The organism is Vreelandella hamiltonii (assembly GCF_014651795.1).
GTDB lineage: Bacteria > Pseudomonadota > Gammaproteobacteria > Pseudomonadales > Halomonadaceae > Vreelandella > Vreelandella hamiltonii.
In genome coordinates this window covers 306067-330130 of sequence record NZ_BMXO01000001.1, presented here as the reverse complement: position 1 = coordinate 330130, position 24064 = coordinate 306067, and the positions used below count along the sequence as shown (strand labels likewise).

Here is a 24064-nt window from a genome sequence, read left to right as displayed (position 1 = left end):
TCCATCAGGCGACATATATGAAAGACAGCAGCAACAGCATGACATCGCGCGGTGAGAGCTTCGTATTGACGCTTCGCGAGTTCAGTGGCGCCTTGGGGGACATGGGAACGCTGCTGCCGCTGATGTTGGGTGCGATTGCAATTGCGGGCATGGCCCCTGGGCCAGTGCTGCTGGGCTTTGCTCTCTTTTACCTGTTCACTGCCGGTTATTATCGGCTTCCTATCCCTGTTCAGCCCATGAAAGCAGTGGCGGCGGCCCTGTTGACGGCAGGCTTGGCGCCGTCCAGCCTGGCGGCTGCCGGTGTCATCATGGGCATCACGCTATTGGTGTTAGGGTTGACGGGCTGGATCAGCAAAGTGGCTCGCCTGGTGCCTCAATCTGTGTTGGCGGGTTTGCAGCTGGGCCTTGGGATCATGTTGGGCACGATGAGTCTGGGCTTGATGGCGTCAGCACCCTGGGTGGCTGGGGCCACGCTAGTGTTACTCGTCGGGCTGATGACGTTCACCCGTTGGCCAGCCGTGTTCATCGCGCTTTTGGCCGCTACGGGGTTGGCATACTTGCTGGGGGAATCGGGAGTCATGATCGAGCCTGATGGCATGGGTTGGGTGGCTGTACCTTCACTGCCTTCCATGTCGGAGTTGCACGAAGCGCTCTTTAGCCTCGTACTGCCGCAGCTATCCCTGACGTTTACAAATGCCATTCTGTTGACGGCCTTGTTGGCTAGCGATCATTTTGGTGATCGTGCTGCTCATGTGACCCCTGCACGTTTGTCGGTGACCAGTGGGTTGGCCAATACACTGTTGACGCCACTGGGTGCTTTTCCCATGTGCCACGGTGCCGGCGGCGTAACTGCGCATTACCGTTTTGGGGCGCGCAGTGGGGGAGCGCCATTGATGCTTGGTTTGCTGCTGTTGGGGTTGGTGGTGCTGCCGGGCAATGTGGGCCTGACATTACTGTCCTCCATACCGATGGCAGGTTTGGGGGCATTGCTGCTGGTGACTGCCTGGCAGTTGGCCATCACAAAGCGTTTGTTTGACTGTAGAGCGTCGTGTGTGCCGGTCATCGTGGTGACGGCTGCACTGACGGTGTGGGTCAATCCTTTCTGGGGGCTGCTTGCGGGGGGAGTGACGGAGTGGGGGCGCAAAATGGTGCTTCGTCGCTTGAGCGAACGCACAGCCTGACGCCGTTATGGCCCATCGATCCAGTCCATGATGTCCCGTGGACCGAACCATGATGCACGCGGTGGCTTGGGAGGCCGCGAGTGGGCTGACACGCGAAGTGTCGTTCGCGGGGGCTTGAGCCACCCGCGAACGCACTGATGTGCCAGGCGCTTAACCGTTTGAAACACGTTCATCAGGCAGGAACACGCGGCTGTAAGTAGGACGGATCCAGGCATCGCCCCCCTGTTGAAGGCCCAGCGAGCGGTAGCGGTGTTTGCTGAGTTCGGCATGTACGAGGGTTTCGCTGTTATCCGTGCGTAGTTCAAGCCGCACGGTGGGCCCCACGACCGATACCAGTTCTATCTTGGCATGCAGGGCGTCTGCATGTTCCGATCCCGCGAACACCTCGATTTCGTGAGGCCGAACGTAGGCTTGCCCCTGCTCGTTTTTGTACCCTTCGAACTCTGGAGCGGGCAGGTGTACCTCCCCGATCTTGGCGATGCCATCATGCACACGTGCATGGAACAAGTTGACGTTGCCCAAGAACTGATAGACGAACGGATTGGCCGGGTGGTCGTACACGTCTTCTGGTGAACCATCCTGCTCTACGCGGCCTTTGTTCATTACAACAACCCGGTCTGAGACTTCCAGCGCCTCTTCCTGGTCATGGGTCACGAACACGCTGGTCACGTGGATATCGTCGTGTAATCGACGCAGCCAGCGGCGCAGCTCGGCACGCACTTTGGCATCCAGGGCGCCAAACGGTTCATCGAGTAGCAGTACTTTAGGCTCTACCGCCAGAGCACGCGCCAGTGCAATCCGCTGGCGCTGGCCACCCGAGAGCTGATGAGGATAGCGGTGTGCCGTCCAATCGAGCTGTACCAGCTCAAGCAACCGCATGACTTTCTGTTTGATCTCGGCTTTGTTGGGTCGCGTTTTCCGAGGGCGTACCGTCAAGCCATAGGCAACGTTTTGAAACACGGTCATGTGCTTGAACAGGGCGTAGTGCTGGAAAACAAAGCCTACGCCTCGTTCACTGACGTGCAGGTCTGTGGTGTCTTCGCCGTGAAAGCGGATTCTGCCGGTGTCTGGCTGCTCCAGTCCTGCAATGATCCGCAGCAGGGTGGTCTTGCCCGAACCCGAAGGGCCCAGCAGGGCGGTCAGCTCACCATCGCGAAAGGTCAGGCTGACGTTGTCTACGGCCACGAAGTCGCGAAAGTGCTTGTTGACGTGATCGATCTCTATGCTCATGTGTCGTCTCTTGTAACGTAAGCGTTCGTGGTTCAGGCGGCGGCAAGCCGCTGCCGACGTTCTTCTTGCCACTCCACCACGCTCTTGATCGCAATGGTGACCAGGGCCAGGCCCGTGAGCAGAGAAGAGACGGCAAAGGCCGCGGTGAACATGTATTCGTTGTAAAGCACTTCGATATGCAGCGGCATGGTGTTGGTTTCACCACGGATGCGTCCCGACACCACCGCGACAGCGCCAAATTCGCCCATGGCGCGTGCATTACACAGAATCACGCCATAAATAAGGCCCCATTTGATATTGGGCAGTGTCACGTGCCAGAAGGTTTGCCAACCGTTGGCTCCCAGCGTCAGGGAGGCTTCTTCTTCCTCTTTTCCCTGCTGTTGCATGAGCGGAATCAGCTCGCGTGCGATGAAGGGCAGGGTGCCAAAGGCAATCACGATCACGATGCCGGGGACGGCAAAGATGATGCGCAGGTCATGGGCTGACAGCCACGGCCCCAGCCAGCCCTGTGAACCAAACAGGATGACGAAGATCAACCCGACCACCACGGGCGAAATGGCAAAAGGCATATCGATCAGCGAGATCAGGATGGGCTTGCCTCTGAACTCGAATTTGGCAATGGCCCAAGCGGCCGCCACGCCAAACAGCGTATTGAGGGGCACCACGATCGCGACGATCAACAGGGTCAGGCGGATGGCTGACATGGCATCGGGATCGCGAATGGCGTCGTACCACACGCTGATGCCTCGCTCGAAGGCGCCATAAAGCACGACCGAGAGAGGCAGCAACAGAAATAGCGCCACGAAGATCAGCGAGATCGTGATCAAGGTGACACGTATCCAGGCAGGCTCTTCGGTGGCTCTGCGCCAGCGTTTGGCTATGGTGTCGTTGGTATCTATTACAGTGCTTGATGTGGCCACGTCGTAGGCTCCTTTATCCATGGCGTCGGCTTGTCCACCACTGCAGGCCGTTGATGACCAGCAGCATCAGAAAAGCGGCCACCAGCATTACCGTGCCGATGGCAGCAGCGCCGTGGTAGTCGTACTGTTCGGTTTTCGCGACGATGAGAAGCGGTGTGATTTCAGTGCGAAAGGGGATGTTCCCCGAAATGAACACGACGGAACCGTACTCTCCCAAGGCGCGTGCAAACGCCAGCGCGTAGCCGGTCAACAGGGCTGGAAACAGCGCGGGGAAGATCACGCGACGAATCGTGGTGAGCCGGTCGGCCCCCAGGCTCGCTGATGCTTCTTCCAACTCGGCTTCCAGGTCCTCCAGCACGGGCTGCACCGTACGCACCACGAAGGGCAAGCCGATATAGGTCAATGCAATGATGACCCCCAGCTGCGTGTAGGCAACGCGAATACCGAACACGTCCAGGTATTGGCCCACCCAGCCGGTACTGGCATAGAGGGTGACGAGTGCGATGCCTGCAACCGCCGTCGGCAGAGCGAAAGGCAGGTCGACCAGGGCATCGATGAGCCGTTTGCCTGGAAAGCGGTAGCGTACCAATACCCAGGCAAGAAGCGCCCCGAAGACCAGATTGATGGTCGCGGCAATGAGTGATCCACCAAACGAAAGTTTGTAGGAGGCCACGACCTGGCGCTGGGTAATGGCGCTCCAGAAGGTGTCCCAGCTCATGGTCGTGGTGTAAAGAAGAAACGCGCCCACGGGAATGAAAAACACCAGCCCCATGTATAACAGCGTGAAGCCCATGGTGAGCCCAAAGCCGGGTATTACCCGTCGTTTGACCAGCGTAGCCGCCATAATCCCCCCTTGATGTAACGCCAGCAAGGAGCCACCGTGGGCTCCTTGCCAAAGGCCAGAACGAAAGATCAACGCGCGTTGATGTCTTCCAGAATACGGTCAAAAATGCCGCCATCGTTGAAGTGGGTTTCCTGGGCGTGCTGCCATCCCCCCAACGCTTCATCGATGGTGAAGAGCGTCAGTTCAGGGAAGCTATCGCTGTACTCAGCCAAAATGTCCGGATTGCTGGGACGATAGTAGTGCTTGGCTGCCAGATGCTGAGCGTCATCGGTGTAGAGAAACTCCAGGTAGGCTTCTGCCACCTCTCGGGTGCCTTTACGATCCACGTTCGCATCCACGACGGTGACCGGGGGTTCTGCCAGGATACTCTGGGAAGGCACGATGATTTCATATTCGCCTTGCCCCAACTGCTCCACCGATAGGAAAGCTTCGTTTTCCCAGGCAATGAAAACGTCCCCGATGCGACGCTGTACAAAGGTGTTCGTTGCACCGCGCGCTGCTGGGTCCAGAACGGGGACGTTTTCGTATACTTGACGAACGAATTCGTAGGTTTGCTCTTCATCGCCGTCAAACTTGTCCAGTCCATAGCCCCACAGTGCCAGGTAGTTCCAGCGGGCGCCTCCAGACGTTTTGGGGTTTGGCGTAATCACTTCTACGTCGTCACGTACCAGGTCATCCCAGTCTTGAATATTCTTGGGGTTACCGTCACGCACCAGCAGCACGATGGTAGACGTATAAGGAGAGCTGTTGTTGGGAAGGCGTGATTGCCAGTCTTCCGGGATCAGCTCACCGCGCTGGTGGAGAGCATCGACATCGTAGGCCAATGCCAGCGTCACCACATCGGCATCCAGGCCATCGATCACCGCACGACCTTGCGAACCTGAGCCGCCATGAGATTGGCGAACGTTGACCGCCTGGCCATGCTCGGCTTGCCAATGCTCAGCGAAAATCGTGTTGTACTCGCGGTAAAACTCGCGGGTAGGGTCATAAGAGACGTTGAGCAGCTCGACGCGGTCGCTTTGCGCATGGCTGGGGCTGCTGACCATCACGCCGGCGACCACTGCACTGCTGAACAGTACAGCGGCGGCCAGTTTGGTCAGCGGGTGTGCGTTGGAAAGCGTTTGACGGAATGACAAGATTGGCATGTTTGCGGCTCCCAGGATGATCATGATGATCGTTTGTTGTGTCGATCAATGGTGTTGATGAACACAGCGTAAGGGAGAGTCGTTATGCAAATTAACCAATAAAAAACGGATTGCTTATATTTTTTTGTGATTAAAGGGGCCGCCCTGCCAACACGCGCTGAACCGTCTCTTCGTCCAGGTTTTCGCGGCAGAGTTTCAAGAACTGATAGGCATATCCACGCAGGAAGTGGCCGCGGCGCAGGGCAAGATAGGTGGTGTTGCGAGGGAAGAGGGCGCTTGCATCCAGGAGTTTCAATCCTTGATCGCGCTGCTCGTGGTACGCCATGGAGGCAATGAGCCCAACGCCCATTCCCAGCTCTACGTAAGTTTTGATGACGTCTGCATCCAGCGCGGTAAGCACGATGTCCGGGTACACATCCGCGGCAGAAAAGGCGGTATCAATGCGTGCTCGGCCAGTGAAGCCTTCGTGGTAGGTCACGATCGGGTGCTCGGTAATGCGTGCCAGGGTGAGCGGCAGGCCATCGTTGAGGGGGTGTTCCTCAGGCACCACGACTCCATGGTACCAATGGTAGAACGGGAAACAGGCAAACAGCTGCCCCTCCTCGTGCAGTGCCTCTGTGGCGATACCGATATCCACCTTGCCCGCTTTGAGCAGCGAGACGATCTCTTCCGGACTGCACTGATGAAGCTCGAGATGCACTTTGGGAAAGGCCTGTTTGAAACGGGCAATGATCGGTGGCAACGCATAGCGTGCCTGGGTGTGGGTCGTGGCAATGGCCAGGCTGCCCTGGTCTTCGTGGGTGAGCTGATGGGCCGAGCGCTTGAGGTTTTCGACATCGAGCAGGATACGCTCGATGAAGTCCATCAGCGTACTGCCGGCAATGGTAAGCCCAAGAATGCGTTTGCCACGGCGCTCGAAAAGCTCGACGCCGAGCTCTTCTTCCAGATCCCGAATATGTTTACTGGCACCAGATTGCGAGGTGAAAAGGGCGTTGGAAGCCTCGGTCAGGTTGAAATGCTGGCGTACCGTCTCACGCACGATGCGCAGTTGCTGTAAGTTCATAGCGAGCGTTACCCAGTCCATATGTGATTTGATATTCGTGAAAAGAATATTAAATCAATGCTCTTATTCCATAATTATATTTTGCGATATCTTTATCGCTCGCAGCGGAATGGCGCCGCAGGGCAATCAGCCCGTGGTCGTGCGGCGCCGTTGATACAGCCACCATACGTCTACCCCAAAGGAGTAAGCCAGGCTGAGCAGGGCTCCCAGGGCCAGCAGGCTGGCGTAAAGGGGGGAGGTGAAGGGAGTCAGTGCCAACAGGAGTGCCGTGACCTGCCAGACACAGATCAGTTTGCGGCGGAAGCTGTCGTACAACGGCGCCTCTAGCCAGGGCAGCAGCCATCCTGCTGCCACGAAGCCATAGCGCATTGCGCCAATCAGCAATACCCAGGGCCCCAGGGCTTCTGCGCGCATCAGGGCCAGGCATAATAGCAGGATCAGCAGGGCATCCAGCTCCATGTCAAAGCGTGCGCCAAAGGGCGAGTGGCTGTGGGTGCGGCGGGCAATCCAGCCGTCCACGCCGTCCAGTAGCAGGGCAATCACGGCGACACCCAGCCATAGCCCAATGGCCTGTTGAAAGGCGCCGCCCACCAGGGCGCCAGCCACCAGTGCCACCAGTACACCACGCCCGAGGGTGACTCTATTCGCCCAGCCCAGCGCACCGTAGGGCCAAAACAACAGCACTAGCGCGCTCATCACGGCATATAAGCCGACGGCTAACCACCAGTTGGCGGCACTCGCCATGAGCGGACCCATGAGCCATCCCAGACCGCCCAGTAACAGGCCCCCCAGCAGCAGCTCCAGGCCGCTATGAAGCCGATTGAAGCGTGGCGATTCCGAAGTGTGTGAGGCTGGGGGCATGAAGGCTCTCGAAGCGGCATCGTCATCCGCAGTTGAAATTAGTGGTGCAATAATTTATCAATGTATCATTGTTGTATAGATATGGCGCGCTGCTTGTGCTTTCGTGGTCAGCTGTCGAGCCGCGTCACGAAGGTTAATAAACGTTAATAGACCGTTTTCTTTTCTAAGCTAAGCTATAGGTTAGCCCTTGAAAAGTCGCCAACTCTTGCAAAGGCTTGGGTCAACGCAGGGAACTTGCGCTTCAACGATAAGGAAATGTCATGTCAGTGCCTGATACCGCTCAGGCCTTTTGGGTCACCCGCCCAGGCCACGGTGCAATCCAGTCCGAATCTCTCCCTGCCATGGGCCAAGACGATGTGCGTGTGCGTGCGCTTTACAGCGGCGTCAGTCGAGGCACCGAGTCGCTGGTGTTTCATGGCCGTGTGCCGAGCAGCGAGACCCAGCGTATGCGCGCGCCCTTTCAGGTGGGGGAGTTCCCTGGCCCTGTCAAATATGGTTATTGCAGCGTAGGCCGCGTGACCCATGGCCCTCAGGCGCTGGTCGACCAGACCGTATTTTGTCTTCACCCCCACCAGGACCGCTATATCGTCCCGGCCACCATGGTGGTGCCGGTGCCCGCTGACGTACCGGCTTACCGGGCGGTGCTGGCCGCCAACATGGAAACCGCCATCAACGGCGTGTGGGATGCCAACCCCATGCTCGGTGAACGGGTATGTGTCGTGGGCGGCGGCGTCGTGGGTGCGCTGGTGGCTTACCTGTGCGCGCGTATTGCTGGGGTGCAGGTGCAGCTCATCGATATCAATGGCGAGCGTGAGGCGTTGGCCGATGCCCTGGGGGTGCCGTTTGCCCTGCCGGAGCAGGCCCCTGCGGATCAGGATTGCGTGATTCATGCCAGCGGTCATCCTGAGGGCCTTCGCCTGGCCATGTCATTGGTGGGCCAGGAAGGGCGCGTGATCGAAATGAGCTGGTTCGGGGAGGGTGACGTGGCGCTGCCCCTGGGCGGCGCGTTCCATTCCCAACGTTTGACCCTGCGCGCCAGCCAGGTGGGCCAGCTGCCTGCCAAGCTGCAACCTCGCTGGAACTACCAGCGTCGCCTGGCCCTGGCGTTGCGCCTGCTGGCCGATCCGACGCTGGATGTCTTGATCAGCGGTGAGAGCAATTTCATGGACTTGCCTGCCTTGGCGCCGGCGTTGTTTGGCCCGGGCAGCAAGGCATTGTGCCATCGCATTCGTTACCCCGTTCAGGATGAACCTGAATAACCCAAGGAGTTGCCATGTACCGTCTATGTGTTCGTGACCATTTCATGATTGCCCATAGCTTCAAAGGGGATATCTTCGGCCCTGCGCAGCGTACCCATGGGGCAACGTATGTGGTGGATGTCATCTTTCAGCGCCCTGCGCTGGATGAGGATGGGCTGGTCATCGATATCGGGCTGGCCAGTGAAACCGTCAAGGAAGTGTTGGCGGGATACAACTACCGCAACCTGGACGAGGTGAGCGAGTTTACCGGCCAGAACACCACCACCGAATTCATGGCCAAGGTGATTTTCGATCAGCTGGCCGAAGCGATTCGTGGCGGCAGGATGGGAGAGACTGCCAAGGGGCTGACCCGCATGGAAATCAAGCTGCATGAATCCCATGTGGCCTGGGCAAGCTACGAAGGCGAGCTATGAGCCAACGATTTAACCTGATCGTGGCCGGCGACCCTGGCCAGCGTACCGGCGGTTATCTTTATGATGCCCGCATCGTGGAGGCGCTGCGCGAGCAGGGCCACCAGGTGACGGTGGTGGGCCTGGAAGGGCGCTTCCCGCTGGCCGATGAGGTCGCGGCGAGCGCCCTGGCCCACGCGCTGGAGCAGCAGGCGTCAGGCGCCCGAGTGATTCTCGATGGCCTGGCCGTGGGCGCGCTGCCCGACGTGGTCGCACGACATGCCGACAGGCTGGACCTGACCGCGCTGCTGCATCACCCGCTGGGGGATGAGCAGGGGCTGTCCAGCGATGAGCAGCAGCATCTGCACCGCAGTGAGCTGACGGGGCTTGGCTGCGTGGCGCGTATCATCGTGACCAGCCGTTTCACCGCGCGGCGCTTGAAGGCGCTGGCCGAGCAGTACGCCGTGCCGCTCACTGCGCCGATCAGCGTGGTGGAGCCTGGCGTGGCGCATGCCCCTATCAGCCCGGCGCCGCGTGAGGGTGAACCCCTGCGCTTGCTGTGCGTTGCCACCCTGACGCCGCGCAAAGGGCAGGACGTGCTGGTGAAGGCGCTGGCAGGGCTGACCCATCTGCCCTGGCAGTGTGACTGCTATGGTGCCGAGCGAGACGCCGAGTTCAGCGCCAGCGTCCGCCAGCGCTTGGAAGAGCACCACCTGGGCGAGCGCATCGCGCTGCACGGTGAGTGTGATGCCGCCACCCTGGAAGCTGCCTATCACCGGGCTCACGCGCTGGTACTGCCTTCCTGGTACGAAGGTTACGGCATGGTGGTGACCGAAGCTTTGGCCCATGGCCTGCCCGTGATCACCACCACCGGTGGCGCCCTGAGCGATACGCTACCCGAAGGCGCTGGCTTGAGCGTTGCGCCTGGCGATGTGCCCGCATTGCAGGCGGCGCTGGAGCAGTTCTGCAGTGACCAGGCCCTACGCACGGCGCTGCGGGCAGGCGCTGCGGTCGCACGCGGAGAGCTCAATGACTGGCAGGCGGCGGGTGCCCAGTTTGCCAGCGCGCTGAACATGGGGGCCGCGCCGAACATGCCTGCAGGCAGCCAGTTTGCGGCCAGTTGGCTCAGCCAGCGCGAGCGCGTGGATAGCCAGTCGCGCAGCAGCGCGCTGTTGGCAGGTTTGAATGCCTGGCTGGCCAACCGTGACAGCGTCACCCTGGCAGATTTGGGCTGTGGGCGGGGCAGCAACGTACAGTTTTTGGTGCCCCGGCTGAGCGTTCCTCAGCGCTGGGCGTTGTTCGACCACGACCCTGAATTGCTCAAGGAAGCCCGTGGCCGTGCCATGCAGCTCCACGATGCCCGTGGCCAGCCCGTCCAGGTGGCAACCCACTGCACCTCGCTGGCGACGCTGGCGCACCCTGCCTTGCTGGAAGCCAATGTGGTCAGTGCCTCGGCGCTCATCGATCTGGTCTCCCAGCCGTGGATCGATGCGCTGGCCGCCCAGTGCGCCGAGCAGCGGCAGGCGCTGCTGGTCAGTCTCAGCGTGACGGGGGAGTGGTGCTTCATCGATGCGGAGCACCAGCCACTCGACCACCCCGAAGATCGCTTCGTACGGGGCCTGTTCAATGCCCACCAGCAGCGTGACAAGGGGCTGGGCGAGGCGCTGGGAGGCCACGCCCATGCTGCGCTCGCGGAGGCGCTCAAGCGCCGGGGGTATAGCCTTGAAGAGGCTGCCACGCCCTGGCAACTGGACGCAGGAGACACCACCCATGAGCCGCTGATTCGCTCGCTGATAGAGGGCTGGGCCGCCGCCGCCACGGAGCAGGCGCCGGAAGCGGCCACGCGTATTGCCGAATGGCGCACGGCCAGGCTGGACGCCGTGGAGCGTGGCCAATGGGGCGTGTGGGTAGGCCATCACGATCTGCTGGCGCTGCCAGCGGTGGCGGGGTAGCAAGGTGTTCGCGCGCGGCTGGCGTGCGCCCTGGGTACGACGTTGCCTGGTCAGTGGCATGCTGCTGCTGGCAGTTGCCTTGTGGGTCGAACCTGCCGATATCATGGCCGAAGTGCAGCGCTTCTCGCTGGGCTGGATGGTTCTGGCGCTGGCCATCAGCGTGCTGCAGGTCATGCTCAGTGCGTGGCGCTGGCAGCTTACGGCGGGGCTGATCGGCGTGCCGCTGCGTTTTGGCTACGCCCTGCGTGAATACTACCTGGCGTTGTTGGTCAATCAGCTGCTGCCAGGCGGGGTGCTGGGAGATGCCGGGCGCGCGCATCGCCATGCGGGCCAGACCACTTCCCGTGGCAGCGCCTGGCGAGCGGTGGTGATCGAGCGCGCGTCTGGTCAGGTGGCCGTGGCGCTGCTCACGCTGGCAGCACTGCTGGCATCGCCAACGTGGCACGCTGCGCTGGGGCCTGTGGTGTTGATGTCATTGGCGGCTGGTGCCCTGCTGGGCATGGCAGGGCTTGCGCTATTGATACATTGGGTGCGTCGCCAACGGCTGGCACTACCGCGCTGGTGCCAAAGCCTGGGGCGCGACCTGCGTCGTGGGCTGTTTCAGCGTCGCGTATGGCCCCTGCAACTGAGCTCGTCGCTGACCATCGTGATCAGCTATGGCGTGGTCATGCTGTGCGCGGCCAGGGCCATTGGTAGCCCAATACCTGCCTTTGAACTGCTGGCGTTGGCACCGGTGCTGCTGCTTTCCATGCTGGTGCCGCTCTCGGTAGCCGGGTGGGGCGTACGCGAAGGCGCCGCAGCAGGTTTATGGATGCTGGTGGGCATGCCGCCTGCGCAGGGCGTGGCCATTTCGCTGGCGTATGGCGTGCTGGTGCTGCTGTCCAGCCTGCCGGGTATTCCCGTGGCACTGGCTCGGCGCGGCCAAGCGAGCCCGGCAAGCTCCCCGGCCTCTTCGAGTGAAGGGGCCATGGGGGCTGCCGCGTCAGGAGCGGCGCAGCTCGACGTCGAACAGCGTGTCGGCGCCGCATCGGAACGAGCGCATCGTGGGGCGCAGCGCCTGCTCCAGGGTGTCGATGGGGGTCATCACCAGCCCGGGCCGCCCCGAACCAATCAACAGCGGGGCCACCAGCAGGTGCAGGCGATCCACGGCCTGGGCTTCGATGAACTGGGAAATGGTGATGCCGCCACCTTCCGCCAGAACGCGGTGCAATCCGCGCTCTGCCAGCAGCGCAATGACATCGTGGGGCTGAAATTGACCATGGGCATTCAGCGGCAGGCAGCACTGCTCGGCAGCGCTGTTCAGCGGGGCTACCTGAGGCCCGGTGATGTGCAGCGTCGCCACGTCGCCTGGTTGAAACAGCGCCAAGGTGGTGGGCACGCGACCGCGCGGGTCCAGCACCACGCGAACCGGGTTGGGCCCATCGACATGGCGCACGGTGAGCTGGGGGTTGTCGGCCGCAGCGGTGCCGGCGCCCACCACCACGGCATCGGCCAGGGCGCGCAGCCGGTGCAGGTGCACCAGGCTTTCAGGGCCGTTGATGTAATGGGAATGGCCGCTTTCCGTGGCGATACGCCCATCCAGGCTCTGGCCCAGCTGCGCGACCACCCATTGTGGGCTGGCGGCCAGCGGGGTCAGGCAATCGAGCCACTGCTGAACGTCCGGCCCAGCGGCCTGTGGCGTCTGGGCCTCAGGGGGAAGAGTAGACGCCTCGGTCATGCGCCGTGCCGTGGCACTCAACGCGATCAACCATTCCCAGGCCGCCTCATCATCGAGGGCCGGGGAGTATCGAGCAGAAGAACTGGAGTCGGGCATAACACTTCCCTATTGGATACACCCATTGATCATGCGGGGCCAGGTAGCGCAACGCAAGTGACCTTTGTTCAGACGACTAGGCAATCCGGAGGCCTACATGTATCACATTGAACGCGCCATTTTTGATATTCGCCGTGGTTTACCTGTCGTGATTCGCAGTGGTGAGCAGCGCTTGCTGGTGCAAGCGCTGGAGGGTAGCCGCTCGGTGGCGGCGCTGGCGGCGCTATCGGGCTCACGTCCGGCCATGGTGTTGACCCGCCATCGGCTGGAGGCCATGGGGTTGTCGCTCAAGGCCGACGCTGCCTGCCTGCCACTGGCCGAACAGATCGGCGAGCATGAGCTGCACCAGCTGGCCCTGGCGCCTGGTCAGGCGCGTTCGAGCGCGCTGCTGAGCGGCTTGAAACCCGCAGGCGCGGCCGAGCGCGGTGCCGTCACCCTGATGCGCCGGGCGCTGCTGGTGCCTGCAGCCCTCACCGCTGACGTGAGCGAGCAGGCCAGCCATGCCGTGGCCGAGCAGGTGCGCCAGGGGCAGCTGCTGGAAGTCAGTGCCGAAGAAGCCCTGCAGTGCCTAGCCGGTGCGCCCGGCATGCTCAAGCGGGTCAGTGAAGCCAGCATACCGCTGGAAGACGCGCCGCATAGCCGCTTCGTGCTGTTTCGCGAGCCCGATGGCCTGCGCGAGCACGTGGCAGTGGTGATCGGCCAGCCCGAAGCCCAGCAAGGCCCCGTGCCGCTACGCATGCACTCTGCCTGTTTGACCGGTGACCTGTTCGGTAGCTTGCGCTGTGACTGCGGTGAGCAGTTGCGTAATGCCGTGGCCGATATCCAGGGGATGGGCGGTGGCGTGCTGCTGTATCTGGCCCAGGAAGGGCGGGGTATCGGCCTGGCCAACAAGCTGCGCGCCTATACCCTGCAAGACAGTGGCCTGGATACCGTGGACGCCGACCAGGTGTTGGGATTTGGCGATGATGAGCGGCAATACGCGGTGGCGGTGGATATGCTCAATGCGTTGTCGATTCATCAGGTACAGCTATTGACCAACAACCCGCTGAAAATGGCGGCCTTGCGGGAAGGGGGGATCGAGGTAGTCTCGCGTCAGGCCCTGTATGGCAGCGTGACCGATCACAACCATCGCTACCTGAGTGCCAAGGCCAACCGGGCCGGACATTTTCTGGACGACGTGCTGGAGAGCCGTGGCCACTGAAGCATCAGGCGTCAACCGCTGAACACTTAATCGTTGCCGCTGAGCCAGCACCCGGCCAGCGGCATTTTATGGTCAAGAGAGTCAGTTCAGGGCGGGCAGTCGAGCGGTTTCTTCCACCACGCGGGCCAGCAGGCCCGCATAGTGGCGCACCAATCGTTCGCCCAGGTCGGCGCTGGCGCCACGGGCATCGCCCGCCACTCCGTGGGGGCTCAGGTCTTCTGCCAACCAGGCATAGGCCGCGCTGCCTTCGGCGCCCAGCAGGCCACCTTCGGGAGGCGTGGCGGGGGGCGTGGGCGTATACCCTTCGGTGTCTACCCATTGGGGGGCCAGGTGCAGCATCATCGAGGTCTCCAGCAGCCCTCCGTGCAGCCCATGGCGCAGCTCATCGGCGGCCAGGGCACCTTCCAGCGGCGGCAGCCGAGTATAGGTCGCCTTGACCACGCGCATGGCGTGGCGCTGGCGCAGAGTCAGGGCCGCCAGGTCCATCACGGCCTTGTTGCCGCCATGGCTGTTGATCATCACCAGCTTGTGGATGCCCGCCCGGGCAATGCTGTCGCCGTAGGCTTCCAACGTCTCGATGGCCAGCCTGGCGGGCAGGCTCAGGGTGCCTGAAAAGCTGGCGTGCTCATCGCTGGCTCCGATGGCCATGGGGGGCAGACAAAGCACCTCGATGTCGTCGGGGAGCTGCGCCAGCATGGCCGCCTGCAGGCCCTCGCCGATCATCAGGTCGGTGCCCAGGGGCAGGTGGGTGCCGTGCTGCTCGATGGCGCCCAGCGTGATGAGGGCGATGGGCTGATGCTGGGCCAGGGCCTGAAGTTTGGGTGCGGTCAGGTGTTGCCATTCATGAACCATAACAGTCTCTTCAAGGTGATCGGTACGGCTGAGTGCTAGGCGTCGGTGAGTATCGGATGGTCGTGGCGGCAGGCGTAGATATCCCCCGACGCCAACTGTCCCGCTCCTTGGGCGAGCCATTGTTGCATGGCCTCTGGGGTTAACCACTGCTCGAAGAGGAATCGGCGGCGCTCGCCTGCAATGGCGTTGAAGCGATACTCCCCCAGCCGCTGTATCTCTTCCAGGCAGGCGTGGCTGACCTCCAGCATGCCCGCCACGAACTCCACGGAGAGGGCCGCAACGGGGTGATGGAGCCCCTGCAGTACCTCGGCCTCGAAGCCTTCCACGTCGATCTTGATAAAGCGCGGAGTGCCATAACGTTCGATCAGTGCGTCCAGAGTGGTCATGTCGACCTGGAGAGTCTGCTCCCAGCGCACGTGATGAAAGCCGGGGTTGCGCTCGCCTACCTGATGGCGCCAGTCGTTGGCCAGCGTGGACAGGGTGGGGTTGCCTTCGCTGATGGCAATCTCGGCGACGCCGAGCTGAGGCCCCACGGCCAGCGGCAGCAGGGTGATGTCAGGGCGTTTCAGCAAGCGCTGAAACCACTTGGCTAGCGCTGGCTGGGGTTCCAGAGCAATGACCCTGGCCCCCAGGGCTTGAAATGCCGCGCTGCGATCTCCCAGGTGTGCACCCACATCGAAGGCAATGTCGCCAGGCGCGATGAAGGGGCGATAAAGGCGTTGCAGGCTGCGCTGCCGCCCCGGCCGCCAGTAAATGAACAGCGAGCGAGCCATGCCGCCTGCGCGGCGCAGCGGTGCCAGGGTCAATGAAGGCATTTAATGAGGCTCCTTGGCACGGGAAGCGGCGTTTCGGCGCGAGGACAAGGCCTTCAACGGTTGGCTGGGCATGTCACCGAACTGCTCCCGTGGCGGCTGGTTGGGGGTGGCCGAGCCACTGACGATCAGACTTTGGGAGTGACGTGCGCACAGGTCGGCGAAGTCTTGCAGCAGGGGTGGGGTCGGGCAGCCGGTGGGGATATGCAGCAACCCCAGCCGTTGGCTGGCCACCCCGCCCCAGGTGCCGCTGCTGGAGTACTTTACCAGCGGAGCTGCCGCGACCAGGCCAAGCCAGGCAGGTGTCAGCCAGCCAAAGGCCGAGGGTGAAAAAAGGATCATCAAGCCTGCCCAGAGGCTGCCGCACAGCGTCATCCAGCCAGTGTGCCGCCAGCTTTCCCGCCAGCTCAGCGAGCGCTCGCCCCGATGCTGGGTCTGCCAATCGATGGCGCGCCCGATCAACACATTGATGATGAACAGGCTATGCCACGCCATCATCAACGGTGCGATCAGGGCGGCGAAGAGCATTTCCAGCAGCGTGCTGGTGATGAGAGCCAGGCGGCCATTGAAGGCGCGGGGGGCTTGCCACAGCGCCAGCACAAGGCCGAGTATCTTGGGCGCCAGCAGCATGCCGAGCGTCACGCTGAGCAGGCCAAGGGAGAGACTGTGCGGCAAGAGCGGAGGCGCGCCGTTGTCGATGGCCTGATAACCCACCATGAAGCTGGTGCACAGCAAGAGCCCAAGCCATACCAGCGATGAGAGATAAGCGAAGGCACCAAACAGAAAGTGCAATCGGCTAATCGGGTGAAACCCGGCACCGGTCAGCAGCCGAAGGTGCTGGAGGTTGCCCTGCAGCCAGCGCCGATCACGCTTGGCAAAATCCAGCAGGTTGCTGGGCATCGCTTCGAGGCTGTGATTGCCTGCCAAGGGCAGGGGCGAGGCGGCGGAGGCCGTGGCCGAGGTATCCAGCAGCACTTGCCAGCCGCCCCGCTTGAGGAGGGCGGCCTCGACAAAGTCGTGGCTCAATAATTCACCGCCCAACGGGGGTTTGCCAGGCAGGGTCGGCAACCCGGCATGGGCCATGAAGGCATGGGTGCGGATAATGGCGTTGTGCCCCCAGTAGTTGGCGGCGTCGCCCTGCCAGAAACTTTGACCTGCCGCCAGCATGGGGCTGTACAGCGCCGACGCAAACTGAATGAAGCGGCCGAACAGGGTGCGCTGACCTACCGGCAAGGGGACGGTCTGGATCAGCCCTACGCCCGCGTAGCGCTGCATCTGATGCACCAGATGCAGCAAGGTGGTGCCGCTCATCAGGCTGTCGGCATCCAGCACGATCATGTAGTCGTAGCGCCGCCCCCAGCGACGGCAAAACTCGGCAATATTGCCCGCCTTGCGGCCGCGATTGTCCGGCCGCCGCCGATAGTGCACGGCCACCTGGCCAGCCAGCCGCTGCTGCAAGGCGGCCACATGGGCGGCCTCTTCGGCGGCCTGGTCAGCCTGCTGCGTGTCGCTGAGGATGAACACCTCGAAATGCGCTTGTAACGGGGTGGCTGCATAGTGAGGGTTGCTGCTCATTTCCTGGAGCAACGAGCGACAGGTGGCTTCGAGACCGGCCAGAGTGGGGATGGGGGGCTCGGCATAAATCGGCATGATCAAGGCCGTTTTGCTGGATAGCGCATTGAGGGCTGGCCTATGAGACTGACGTTTCAAGGTCAGAGGGTCCAGCCGCAGGCTGCACAAGATGAAGCCGCATACCGCTCCCCAGAAGGCCAGGGCGATCCAGCTGAAGGTCAGCCCAAACAGCACCAGCATGACGATGCGCCAGCCGAGCGCCAGGTTGGCGACCACGTTGGCCATGACCAGGCAGCCAACCACGCTGGTGCCGATGACCAGCGTGGCCAGCAGCGTACGGCGGGCATTCAGCCAGGGAATGAGGGGGCCAAGAGACGTCGAACTAGGCATCGGGATACCATACGTAGTTCCAGCTCTCGGTCAGTGGCTCCCCGTCGTGGGTCAGGCGCAGGCGTATATCGCTGGGGCGATCGGAGGGCAAACGGAAGGTGGCCCGCCAGCCATGGTCGGGTAGCCGCTTCACCTGGGGAAGCTGGGCTTCGCCGTCCAGTACGCTGATGTCCAGCTCCGGTACGACATCCTCGGCCAGCGTTTCCAGGGGGCCGCCCATGAAGTCGACCACCAGCTGGCGCTGGTCGGCAGACGCAGAATCGGCTTCTCCAGGGACGGCAGCACTGCCTTGGCGCGTGCGAATCACGCGGCCCAGAGCGTGCTGCTCGGGCTGAGTGTTCAGCGTATAGGTGCGGTAGTGAAGCCTGCGTGAATCACCCGCCTTCAGTGGCGCATCGGCTACCCAGTAGGCAACGATATTGTCGTGGGTTTCATCCGGCGTGGGGATCTCGACCAGCTCGACATGGCCCTCCCCCCAGTCGCCAATCGGTTCGACCCATTGGCTGGGGCGACGATGATAGTGAGCTTCCAGATCCAGATAACGATCGAAGTGGCGCTCTCGCTGCATCAGGCCAAACCCCTGTGGATCATGGTCCATGAACGCGGAGATACGCAGGGCCGAGGGGTTTTGCAGCGGGCGCCATATCCACTCATCCTGGCCGGTGTGAACCAGCAGCCCATCCGAGTCGTGTACCTGAGGGCGAAAGTCGTCGGGTCGTTGAGCCGTTGCCTCCCCAAAAGTGAACATGCTGGTCAGTGGGGCAACCCCCAGTTTGGCCACGTCGCTGCGAGCAAACAGCTCGGCTTCCACCTCGGCTTCGGTCTGTTCACCGGGTGTCAGCGTGATGCGATAGGCGCCGCTCAGCGATGGGCTATCCAGTAGCGCCATGAGCGTAACACTCTCGTCCTCCTGCCCGGGCTTGACCAGCCAGAATTCACGAAACGCCGGAAACTCCTCCCCCCGCTCGGAGGCGGTATCGATGGCCAGGCCCCGTGTGGAGAGCCCATACGCTTGCCCCTGGCCTACCAGCCTGAAGTAGCTGGCGCCCAGAAACACCGCAAATTCGTCCGCGTAGTCCGGGTCGTTGATAGGGTAGTGGAGCCTGAAGCCGGCATGACCGCTGCCGCTCAGGTCATGCTCCAGCAGTTCGCTGGCCGCACCGTCGTAGGTGAAGTCCTGTTTGGTGAATGCCAAGGGAGACAACGTCTCGCCATCCAGCACATTCAGCGTGATCGGCGTTTGAAACAGAAAGCCGCTGTGAAAAAGCTGCAGGCTGAACGGGCTTTCGTCTTTCCAGTAGGCGCGCTCCGGATCGAAGCGAATCTGCCGATAACCGTCATAGTCCAGCGATTGCAGCGCCTCCGGCAGGGTGGCTTCGGGTGCCTGATAGGGCGCTTCGGCCAACTGCTGGGCCTGCGCTATGATAGAGTCGAAAAGTACTTGTTCCTGGCTGGCCATGGCAGAGACAGAACACAACCAGCCCAGCGACATGATCCAGCTTGCAGCGGTACGACAGCCCATTATCGAGTTCCTTTCGTGGTCAACTCAAAGACGACAGCACAATGTGGTATGAAATAATTAAACAAAAGCTATACGCTTAACAAGTCATGTTTAGCAATGGGGTGTGACGGAGTGCGAGAATCCGTTGAGTGGGCCAAGTCCTACTGCCTCCATCCATTGATCGACCTTTCTTTAAACTGGCCATGAGGTATCAATGCTGCGTCTCCTGTTAGCTATCTGCGTGGTCAATACATTACTGGTCATGCCACTGTGGTGGCGCTTTGGCACTTGGGGGGCGCCACTGCTGGCCTGGGAAGCCTGGGTGCTCGTACCCGCCCTGTGGTTGCTTCCTGTTCGACGCTGGCGACGTGCCGCTGGCGTGACGGTCGTCAGCGCCTTGGCCCTGTTCACGCTCATCAATCTTGGGGATGCTGCTACCCACACCGCTTTTGGTCGTTCGTTGAACCTGTATCTCGACGTGCCGCTGGTGCGTTCCGTTTACCACCTGCTTGTAGGTAATGTAGGCCAACTTGCGGCTATTTGCTTGATGCTACTGGCATTGGTGGTGCTATTGGTGGGCGTGTGGGGGTTGCTGCGCTTGTTGCTGCCCAGAGTGCCGCTTTCGCTGGCGCGCGGTCAGGGCAAGCTTGCCCTGGGCGTTCTGGTGGTGGCTGCGGGCTTGTTGCTGCTGGAGGCAAACCGCTACCGCTGGGTGCCCCATTCTACGCTGCCAGTAGTGCATACGGCACGTTTTCAGTGGCAGCAGGTGATCTCGACCCATCAGGCAAGGTTGGCCTTCAGCGAACAGCTGCAGGCTTCGCCCATGGCCACCCAGGCGTTGCCTGGGCTGGAAGGGCGCGATGTGCTGCTGACCTTCATCGAGTCCTACGGCGTCACGGCGCTGGATGACCCGCGCTACAACCGTCAGATTCTGGCTACTCTGGCCGAGATCGAGACGCGCCTGGCACAACGCGGGCTATCGGTGGTGTCCGGATTGATGGATGCGCCGATTCGTGGCGGGCAGTCGTGGCTGGCCCACGCCACCACGCTCAGCGGCCGCTGGATCGACAACCAGCTGTGGTATCGGCTGATGCTCAATAGCGGCCACCCTACGTTGATCGATGACTTTCGCGCCACGGGCCAGCACACGCTGACCGTGATGCCTGCCATCACCCTGGCCTGGCCCGAAGGCGAAGCCTACGGTTTCGACCAGATCGTCGCTGCCAGGGACATGCCTTACGCCGGGCCTCCACTCAACTGGGTCACCATGCCCGACCAGTTCACGCTGGACTATACCCAGCGCCACTTGCTGGGGGGCTCCCCGGTGTTTGCCCAGATTGCGTTGATCTCCAGCCATGCCCCCTGGACGCCCATCCTGCCCGTGCTGGAGAACTGGTCGATGGTGGGGGATGGGTCGATTTTTGCCCCGTGGGAGAACGCGGCCGACCCGCCCGATGTGATCTGGCGCGATATCGAGCGTATTCGTGACCACTATGCCTGGTCTGTGGACTACGCTGTGAAAGTCACCGGGCGCTGGGCAGAGCGGGTGGCCGATGAGCAAACCCTGCTGATTGCCTTGGGCGACCACCAGGCGGCGCCTTTGATTACCGGAGAAAACGCCAGCGCGGCGGTGCCGGTGCATATCGTCAGCGGCGACCCTGAACTGTTGGCCCCTTTCATGGCGCGTGGCTTCGTGAACGGCATGCTGCCTGACCTGTCAGCCACCTTCGATGCCCCACCCATGAGCCAGTTACGCCACTGGCTGCAAGAAGATTTTGGCGCAGCGGAACCGTTACCAGGTACGACACCGGGGACGACACCAAGGACGACACCATGATTCAACCCGTCATTCTCAGCGGCGGTAGCGGTACACGGCTGTGGCCGCTTTCCCGGGAACAGATGCCCAAGCAGTTTTTGCGCCTGACCGGCGAGCAAAGCCTGTTACAGCAGACACTGGCTCGGCTTGCGGACATCACCGCACAGCCCGCCATGTTGATGGGCCATCATGCGCATCGCTTTTTGATGGCCGAGCAGCTTCGCGAAGCTGGCCAGCAGGGGCAGGTAGTGCTGGAACCGGAAGGGCGCAATACGGCCCCGGCCATCGCCTGTGCCGCGCTGCTGGCACGCCAGACGGGGGACGACCCGCTTTTGCTGGTGCTGCCCGCCGACCATGTGATTGGCGATGTGGCCGCGTTCACCGACAGCGTGCGGCGGGCCACGCCGTTGGCTGAGCAAGGTTATCTGGTGACCTTTGGCGTCGTGCCGACTCATCCGGAAACCGGTTACGGTTACATTGCTTGCGGCGCGGCGTTGGGAGATGGCCACCATCTGGACGCCTTCATCGAAAAGCCCCCTCTTGAAAAAGCCAAGGCCCTGCTGGCCGAAGGCAATACGCTGTGGAACAGCGGCATGTTCCTGCTGCGGACCTCGGATTATCTCGCCGAGCTGGCACGGCTACAGCCCGACATGCTGGCGGCCTGTCAGGCAGCGGTAGACGAGGCGCACCACGATCTCGATTTCCTGCGCTTGCACGAGGCCTCCTTCAAGCGCTGTCCCAGCGAGTCCATCGACTATGCGGTGATGGAGCACTGTGCCAGGGCCGCCGTCGTGCCGCTGGACGCGCGATGGAGCGACATCGGTAGCTTCGATGCGCTGATGGCCACGCACACCCCTGATGCGGCGGGCAACGTGGTGACCGGTGACGGCGTATTGCGGGATACCCAGCGCTCGCTGGTGGTGGCCAATCATCGCCTGGTGGCAACCCTGGGCGTCGAAGACCTGGTAGTAGTGGAAACGTCGGACAGCGTGCTGGTGGCTCGCCGCGATCATGCGCAGGGGGTCAAGCAACTGGTGGCGGCCTTGAGCGCGGCAGGACGGCGCGAGCCCTGCTCGTCACCGCTGGTGCACCGCCCCTGGGGCAGTTTTCAGGCCATGGACAGCGGCCAGCGCTATCAGGTCAAGCACATTACCGTGCGCCCCGGTGCACGGCTGTCGTTGCAGCGCCATCATCATCGCGCCGAGCACTGGGTGGTGGTGAGCGGCACTGCCAAGGTCACCGTGGAGGAGCGCACCTTTCTGGTCAGCGAGAACCAATCGACCTACATCCCGATAGGGGCGCTGCATCGCCTGGAGAACCCGGGCAAGATCCCGCTGGAGCTGATCGAGGTGCAGTCCGGCAGCTACCTGGGCGAAGATGACATCGAACGGCTGGACGATGTTTACGCGCGCCACAGCGACGACTGAGCCCGCCGTTACTTCTTCAACACAGCCAGATGCTTCTTCACCACAGCCAGCTGCCAGGCCTTGCCGGGGGCTGGCCCTTGCGTACCGCCAGCCAGCCAAGCGTGCAGCGCACGCCCAGCCAAAGGGCCAGCAGCGGCCACAGCAGCGCGCCGAGAAACAGCAGGGTCAAGGTGAACGTGACCAGGAAATAGAGGCTGCCGATCCAGAACGTGCGGATCAGGTAGCGGTAGTGGGCCTGCAGCCAGGGCGCTGCCTCGCGACGGTACACATACGCTACGATCACACCTATCAGCAGGGTGATGTTGGCGGTGACCAGCCCGGCCAGATACAGCGCATAGACGATCTGCGGCGGGCGCGTATCCTGTGGCGGGTTAGGCGGGTGGGGGGAAGATTCGGTCATGCCACTCTCGTTCAATAAAGGCGGAAATCGTTGGCGTTGGCGAGCCCTTGCTGCTCCTCCACGACCTTGCGGTAGCGCTTGTATTCCCATTGGTACTGGGGTGGGTCCAGGGCAATCGAAGCTTCCACGCTGGCGTTGACGCCGGTGGCTGACAGCGTGTCGTCCTCGCTGTAGACCCGTTCGTCGGCATCCAGAAAGTGAATCTCGAACCCCTTGCCGGGAATACGTCGTGCCACTCCCGTGACCACGCGAGCCTGGGTCCGAGCGACCAGCTTGGGTAGCAAGGTGGCCGTGTAGGCCTCGTGCCCGTAGAACGGCGCGAATACGCCACTGCCCCAGGCGGGTTCCTGGTCGGGCAGGATGCCGATGGCTTCGCTGCGCTTTAAGGCTTTCAGCAGGGCGGCGACGCCACGTGGGTTGGTCGGCACCAGCTGTGCGCCCATGCGCTCCCGGCCGTGGCGCGTAATGGCTTCCAGGTCAGCGATCTTGGGCGGTTCGTACATGGCCGTGAACGGGAAGTGGCTGGAGAGCCAGAAGTTGAGCACTTCCCAGTTGCCAAAGTGGGGCGCCAGTACGATGACGCCGCGCCCTTCGGCCCGTGCGCTGTCCAGCTTGTCGCGCCCGTGCACGGCCAGAATGCTGGCTTCCACCTTCTCGGGAGGCGCCATCCAGGCGTGGCCCAGCTCCAGCATGGTGGCCGTGGAGTGCTGCAGGCTCTGAATCGCAAACGCCTTGCGCTGCTGAGCGGACTGGTCTGGAAAAACCCGCGCCAGGTTCAGCTCGGTCACGCGTCGCTCACGCTTGCTGAAGCGGTAGATCTGAGGCCCCATGAAGGCTGCAATGCGCCATAGCCGAGTGACGGGCCAGCGGGAGAGCATGCGCCAAAGCCCGGCGATGGCACGGGCCTGATACTGCGCCCGGCGAGTGTGTAACGGTTCACTCATGGATCACAGCAACCAACTGTCGACGTTGGAGGGCGCGCGCTTCTCTTGCAGCCCTTTGAAGCCTTTGACGCAGCGCACGATAAACCACACGGCAAAGGCCAGCAGCAGCGGGAAGCCGATGAGGATGAGCGTCAGCAGCGTGGCGATGCTGCCGTACAGTAGCCCGATCCAGAACGTACGAATTTGATAACGGTAGTGTTCGTCCAGCCAGACAGGGCCCTTGCCACGATACACGTAGGCAATGATCACTCCGATGACCGAGGTGAAGCCCACCACGAAGCTGGCCAGATAAAGGGCATAGATCACCATGGCCATGGTGGTGTCGGGGGCCGGTGAGGGCATTTCAGGCGTGTCGGTGCGGTTGACCACTTCACCTTCGATGGGGGTGTCGTCACGCATGGGCGTTCCTTCTTTTCGATTCGACGATAGCATCCAGCGGATACCCTGTTAGCCCGCCATGATAGCGTGGGCAGGGCGACTTATCACCCGTCG

General features: G+C 62.0%; 21 protein-coding genes and 1 pseudogene. 8 read left to right on the top strand and 14 right to left on the bottom strand.

Annotation, left to right across the window (positions count from 1 at the left end):
- The first annotated feature begins 38 nt into the window (after positions 1–38).
- Positions 39–1181, top strand: a complete 1143-nt coding sequence (locus tag IE061_RS01675) for a molybdate transporter family protein (RefSeq protein WP_193460794.1) — start codon at positions 39–41, stop codon at positions 1179–1181.
- 150 nt (positions 1182–1331) lie between these two features.
- On the opposite strand, the gene IE061_RS01670 is transcribed toward IE061_RS01675, so the two are convergent.
- The 6 genes from IE061_RS01670 to IE061_RS01645 form a co-directional block, all read right to left on the bottom strand.
- Positions 1332–2411 (bottom strand): sulfate/molybdate ABC transporter ATP-binding protein, encoded by a 1080-nt coding sequence (locus tag IE061_RS01670; RefSeq protein WP_039176615.1) that lies wholly within the window; start codon positions 2409–2411, stop codon positions 1332–1334.
- A gap of 32 nt (positions 2412–2443) precedes the next feature.
- Entirely contained in the window at positions 2444–3331 is an 888-nt protein-coding gene (cysW, locus tag IE061_RS01665) for a sulfate ABC transporter permease subunit CysW (protein WP_016914621.1), read from the bottom strand.
- Between the two features lie 13 nt (positions 3332–3344).
- A complete protein-coding gene (gene cysT, locus IE061_RS01660) occupies positions 3345–4175 on the bottom strand; it encodes a sulfate ABC transporter permease subunit CysT (RefSeq protein WP_096922510.1) in 831 nt (276 codons plus the stop codon).
- Between the two features lie 68 nt (positions 4176–4243).
- Complete coding sequence (locus IE061_RS01655; protein WP_308429476.1) at positions 4244–5320, bottom strand: sulfate ABC transporter substrate-binding protein; 1077 nt, start codon at positions 5318–5320, stop codon at positions 4244–4246.
- A 130-nt stretch (positions 5321–5450) separates the two neighbouring features.
- A complete protein-coding gene (locus tag IE061_RS01650; protein WP_016914618.1) occupies positions 5451–6383 on the bottom strand; it encodes a CysB family HTH-type transcriptional regulator in 933 nt (310 codons plus the stop codon).
- Positions 6384–6509: 126 nt separating this feature from the next.
- Positions 6510–7244 carry a CDP-alcohol phosphatidyltransferase family protein gene (locus IE061_RS01645; protein ID WP_193460792.1) on the bottom strand — a complete coding sequence of 245 codons (735 nt, stop codon included), beginning with the start codon at positions 7242–7244 and terminating at the stop codon, positions 6510–6512.
- A 260-nt stretch (positions 7245–7504) separates the two neighbouring features.
- Between IE061_RS01645 and IE061_RS01640 the strand changes: the two genes are divergently transcribed.
- From IE061_RS01640 to IE061_RS01625, 4 genes and pseudogenes are all read left to right on the top strand, one after another.
- Positions 7505–8503 (top strand): zinc-dependent alcohol dehydrogenase, encoded by a 999-nt coding sequence (locus IE061_RS01640; protein WP_193460791.1) that lies wholly within the window; start codon positions 7505–7507, stop codon positions 8501–8503.
- Between the two features lie 14 nt (positions 8504–8517).
- Positions 8518–8916: a 6-pyruvoyl trahydropterin synthase family protein gene (locus tag IE061_RS01635; RefSeq protein ID WP_039176600.1), complete on the top strand. Its 399-nt coding sequence runs from the start codon at positions 8518–8520 to the stop codon at positions 8914–8916.
- A complete protein-coding gene (locus IE061_RS01630; protein ID WP_193460790.1) occupies positions 8913–10844 on the top strand; it encodes a glycosyltransferase family 4 protein in 1932 nt (643 codons plus the stop codon). The genes IE061_RS01635 and IE061_RS01630 overlap by 4 nt, the downstream gene beginning before the upstream one ends.
- A 58-nt stretch (positions 10845–10902) precedes the next feature.
- Positions 10903–11715 (top strand): annotated as a pseudogene (locus IE061_RS01625) (lysylphosphatidylglycerol synthase transmembrane domain-containing protein); the annotation flags it as partial.
- Between the two features lie 111 nt (positions 11716–11826).
- Here the strand turns inward: IE061_RS01625 and IE061_RS01620 are convergent.
- Entirely contained in the window at positions 11827–12561 is a 735-nt protein-coding gene (locus IE061_RS01620; protein WP_230478363.1) for a RibD family protein, read from the bottom strand.
- Positions 12562–12754: 193 nt separating this feature from the next.
- Here IE061_RS01620 and ribA point away from each other — a divergent pair, with 193 nt between their 5' ends.
- A complete protein-coding gene (ribA, locus tag IE061_RS01615; RefSeq protein ID WP_039176589.1) occupies positions 12755–13858 on the top strand; it encodes a GTP cyclohydrolase II RibA in 1104 nt (367 codons plus the stop codon).
- An 81-nt stretch (positions 13859–13939) separates the two neighbouring features.
- Here the strand turns inward: ribA and IE061_RS01610 are convergent, their stop codons facing one another.
- From IE061_RS01610 to IE061_RS01595, 4 genes are read right to left on the bottom strand one after another with little or no spacing between them, the layout of a single operon-like run.
- Positions 13940–14710: a creatininase family protein gene (locus IE061_RS01610; RefSeq protein WP_193460789.1), complete on the bottom strand. Its 771-nt coding sequence runs from the start codon at positions 14708–14710 to the stop codon at positions 13940–13942.
- Positions 14711–14745: 35 nt separating this feature from the next.
- Positions 14746–15525 (bottom strand): FkbM family methyltransferase, encoded by a 780-nt coding sequence (locus IE061_RS01605; protein WP_039176583.1) that lies wholly within the window; start codon positions 15523–15525, stop codon positions 14746–14748.
- The gene (gene mdoH / locus IE061_RS01600) at positions 15526–17484 is read right to left on the bottom strand and encodes a glucans biosynthesis glucosyltransferase MdoH (protein WP_193460788.1); all 1959 of its coding nucleotides are present in this window, start codon (positions 17482–17484) and stop codon (positions 15526–15528) included.
- Positions 17477–19006: an OpgD/OpgG family glucan biosynthesis protein gene (locus tag IE061_RS01595; RefSeq protein ID WP_193460787.1), complete on the bottom strand. Its 1530-nt coding sequence runs from the start codon at positions 19004–19006 to the stop codon at positions 17477–17479. Before IE061_RS01595 ends, mdoH begins: the two co-directional genes overlap by 8 nt.
- A gap of 193 nt (positions 19007–19199) precedes the next feature.
- On the opposite strand from IE061_RS01595, the gene IE061_RS01590 reads away from it, so the two are divergent.
- A complete protein-coding gene (locus IE061_RS01590) occupies positions 19200–20822 on the top strand; it encodes an alkaline phosphatase family protein (protein ID WP_193460786.1) in 1623 nt (540 codons plus the stop codon).
- Complete coding sequence (locus IE061_RS01585) at positions 20819–22228, top strand: mannose-1-phosphate guanylyltransferase/mannose-6-phosphate isomerase (RefSeq protein ID WP_193460785.1); 1410 nt, start codon at positions 20819–20821, stop codon at positions 22226–22228. The genes IE061_RS01590 and IE061_RS01585 overlap by 4 nt, the downstream gene beginning before the upstream one ends.
- A gap of 37 nt (positions 22229–22265) precedes the next feature.
- On the opposite strand, the gene IE061_RS01580 is transcribed toward IE061_RS01585, so the two are convergent.
- From IE061_RS01580 to IE061_RS01570, 3 genes are read right to left on the bottom strand one after another with little or no spacing between them, the layout of a single operon-like run.
- Complete coding sequence (locus IE061_RS01580; RefSeq protein ID WP_039176564.1) at positions 22266–22628, bottom strand: DUF4870 family protein; 363 nt, start codon at positions 22626–22628, stop codon at positions 22266–22268.
- 11 nt (positions 22629–22639) lie between these two features.
- Entirely contained in the window at positions 22640–23572 is a 933-nt protein-coding gene (locus tag IE061_RS01575; RefSeq protein ID WP_039176560.1) for a lysophospholipid acyltransferase family protein, read from the bottom strand.
- Between the two features lie 3 nt (positions 23573–23575).
- Positions 23576–23971 (bottom strand): DUF4870 family protein, encoded by a 396-nt coding sequence (locus IE061_RS01570; RefSeq protein WP_039176557.1) that lies wholly within the window; start codon positions 23969–23971, stop codon positions 23576–23578.
- Between the last annotated feature and the right edge of the window lie 93 nt (positions 23972–24064).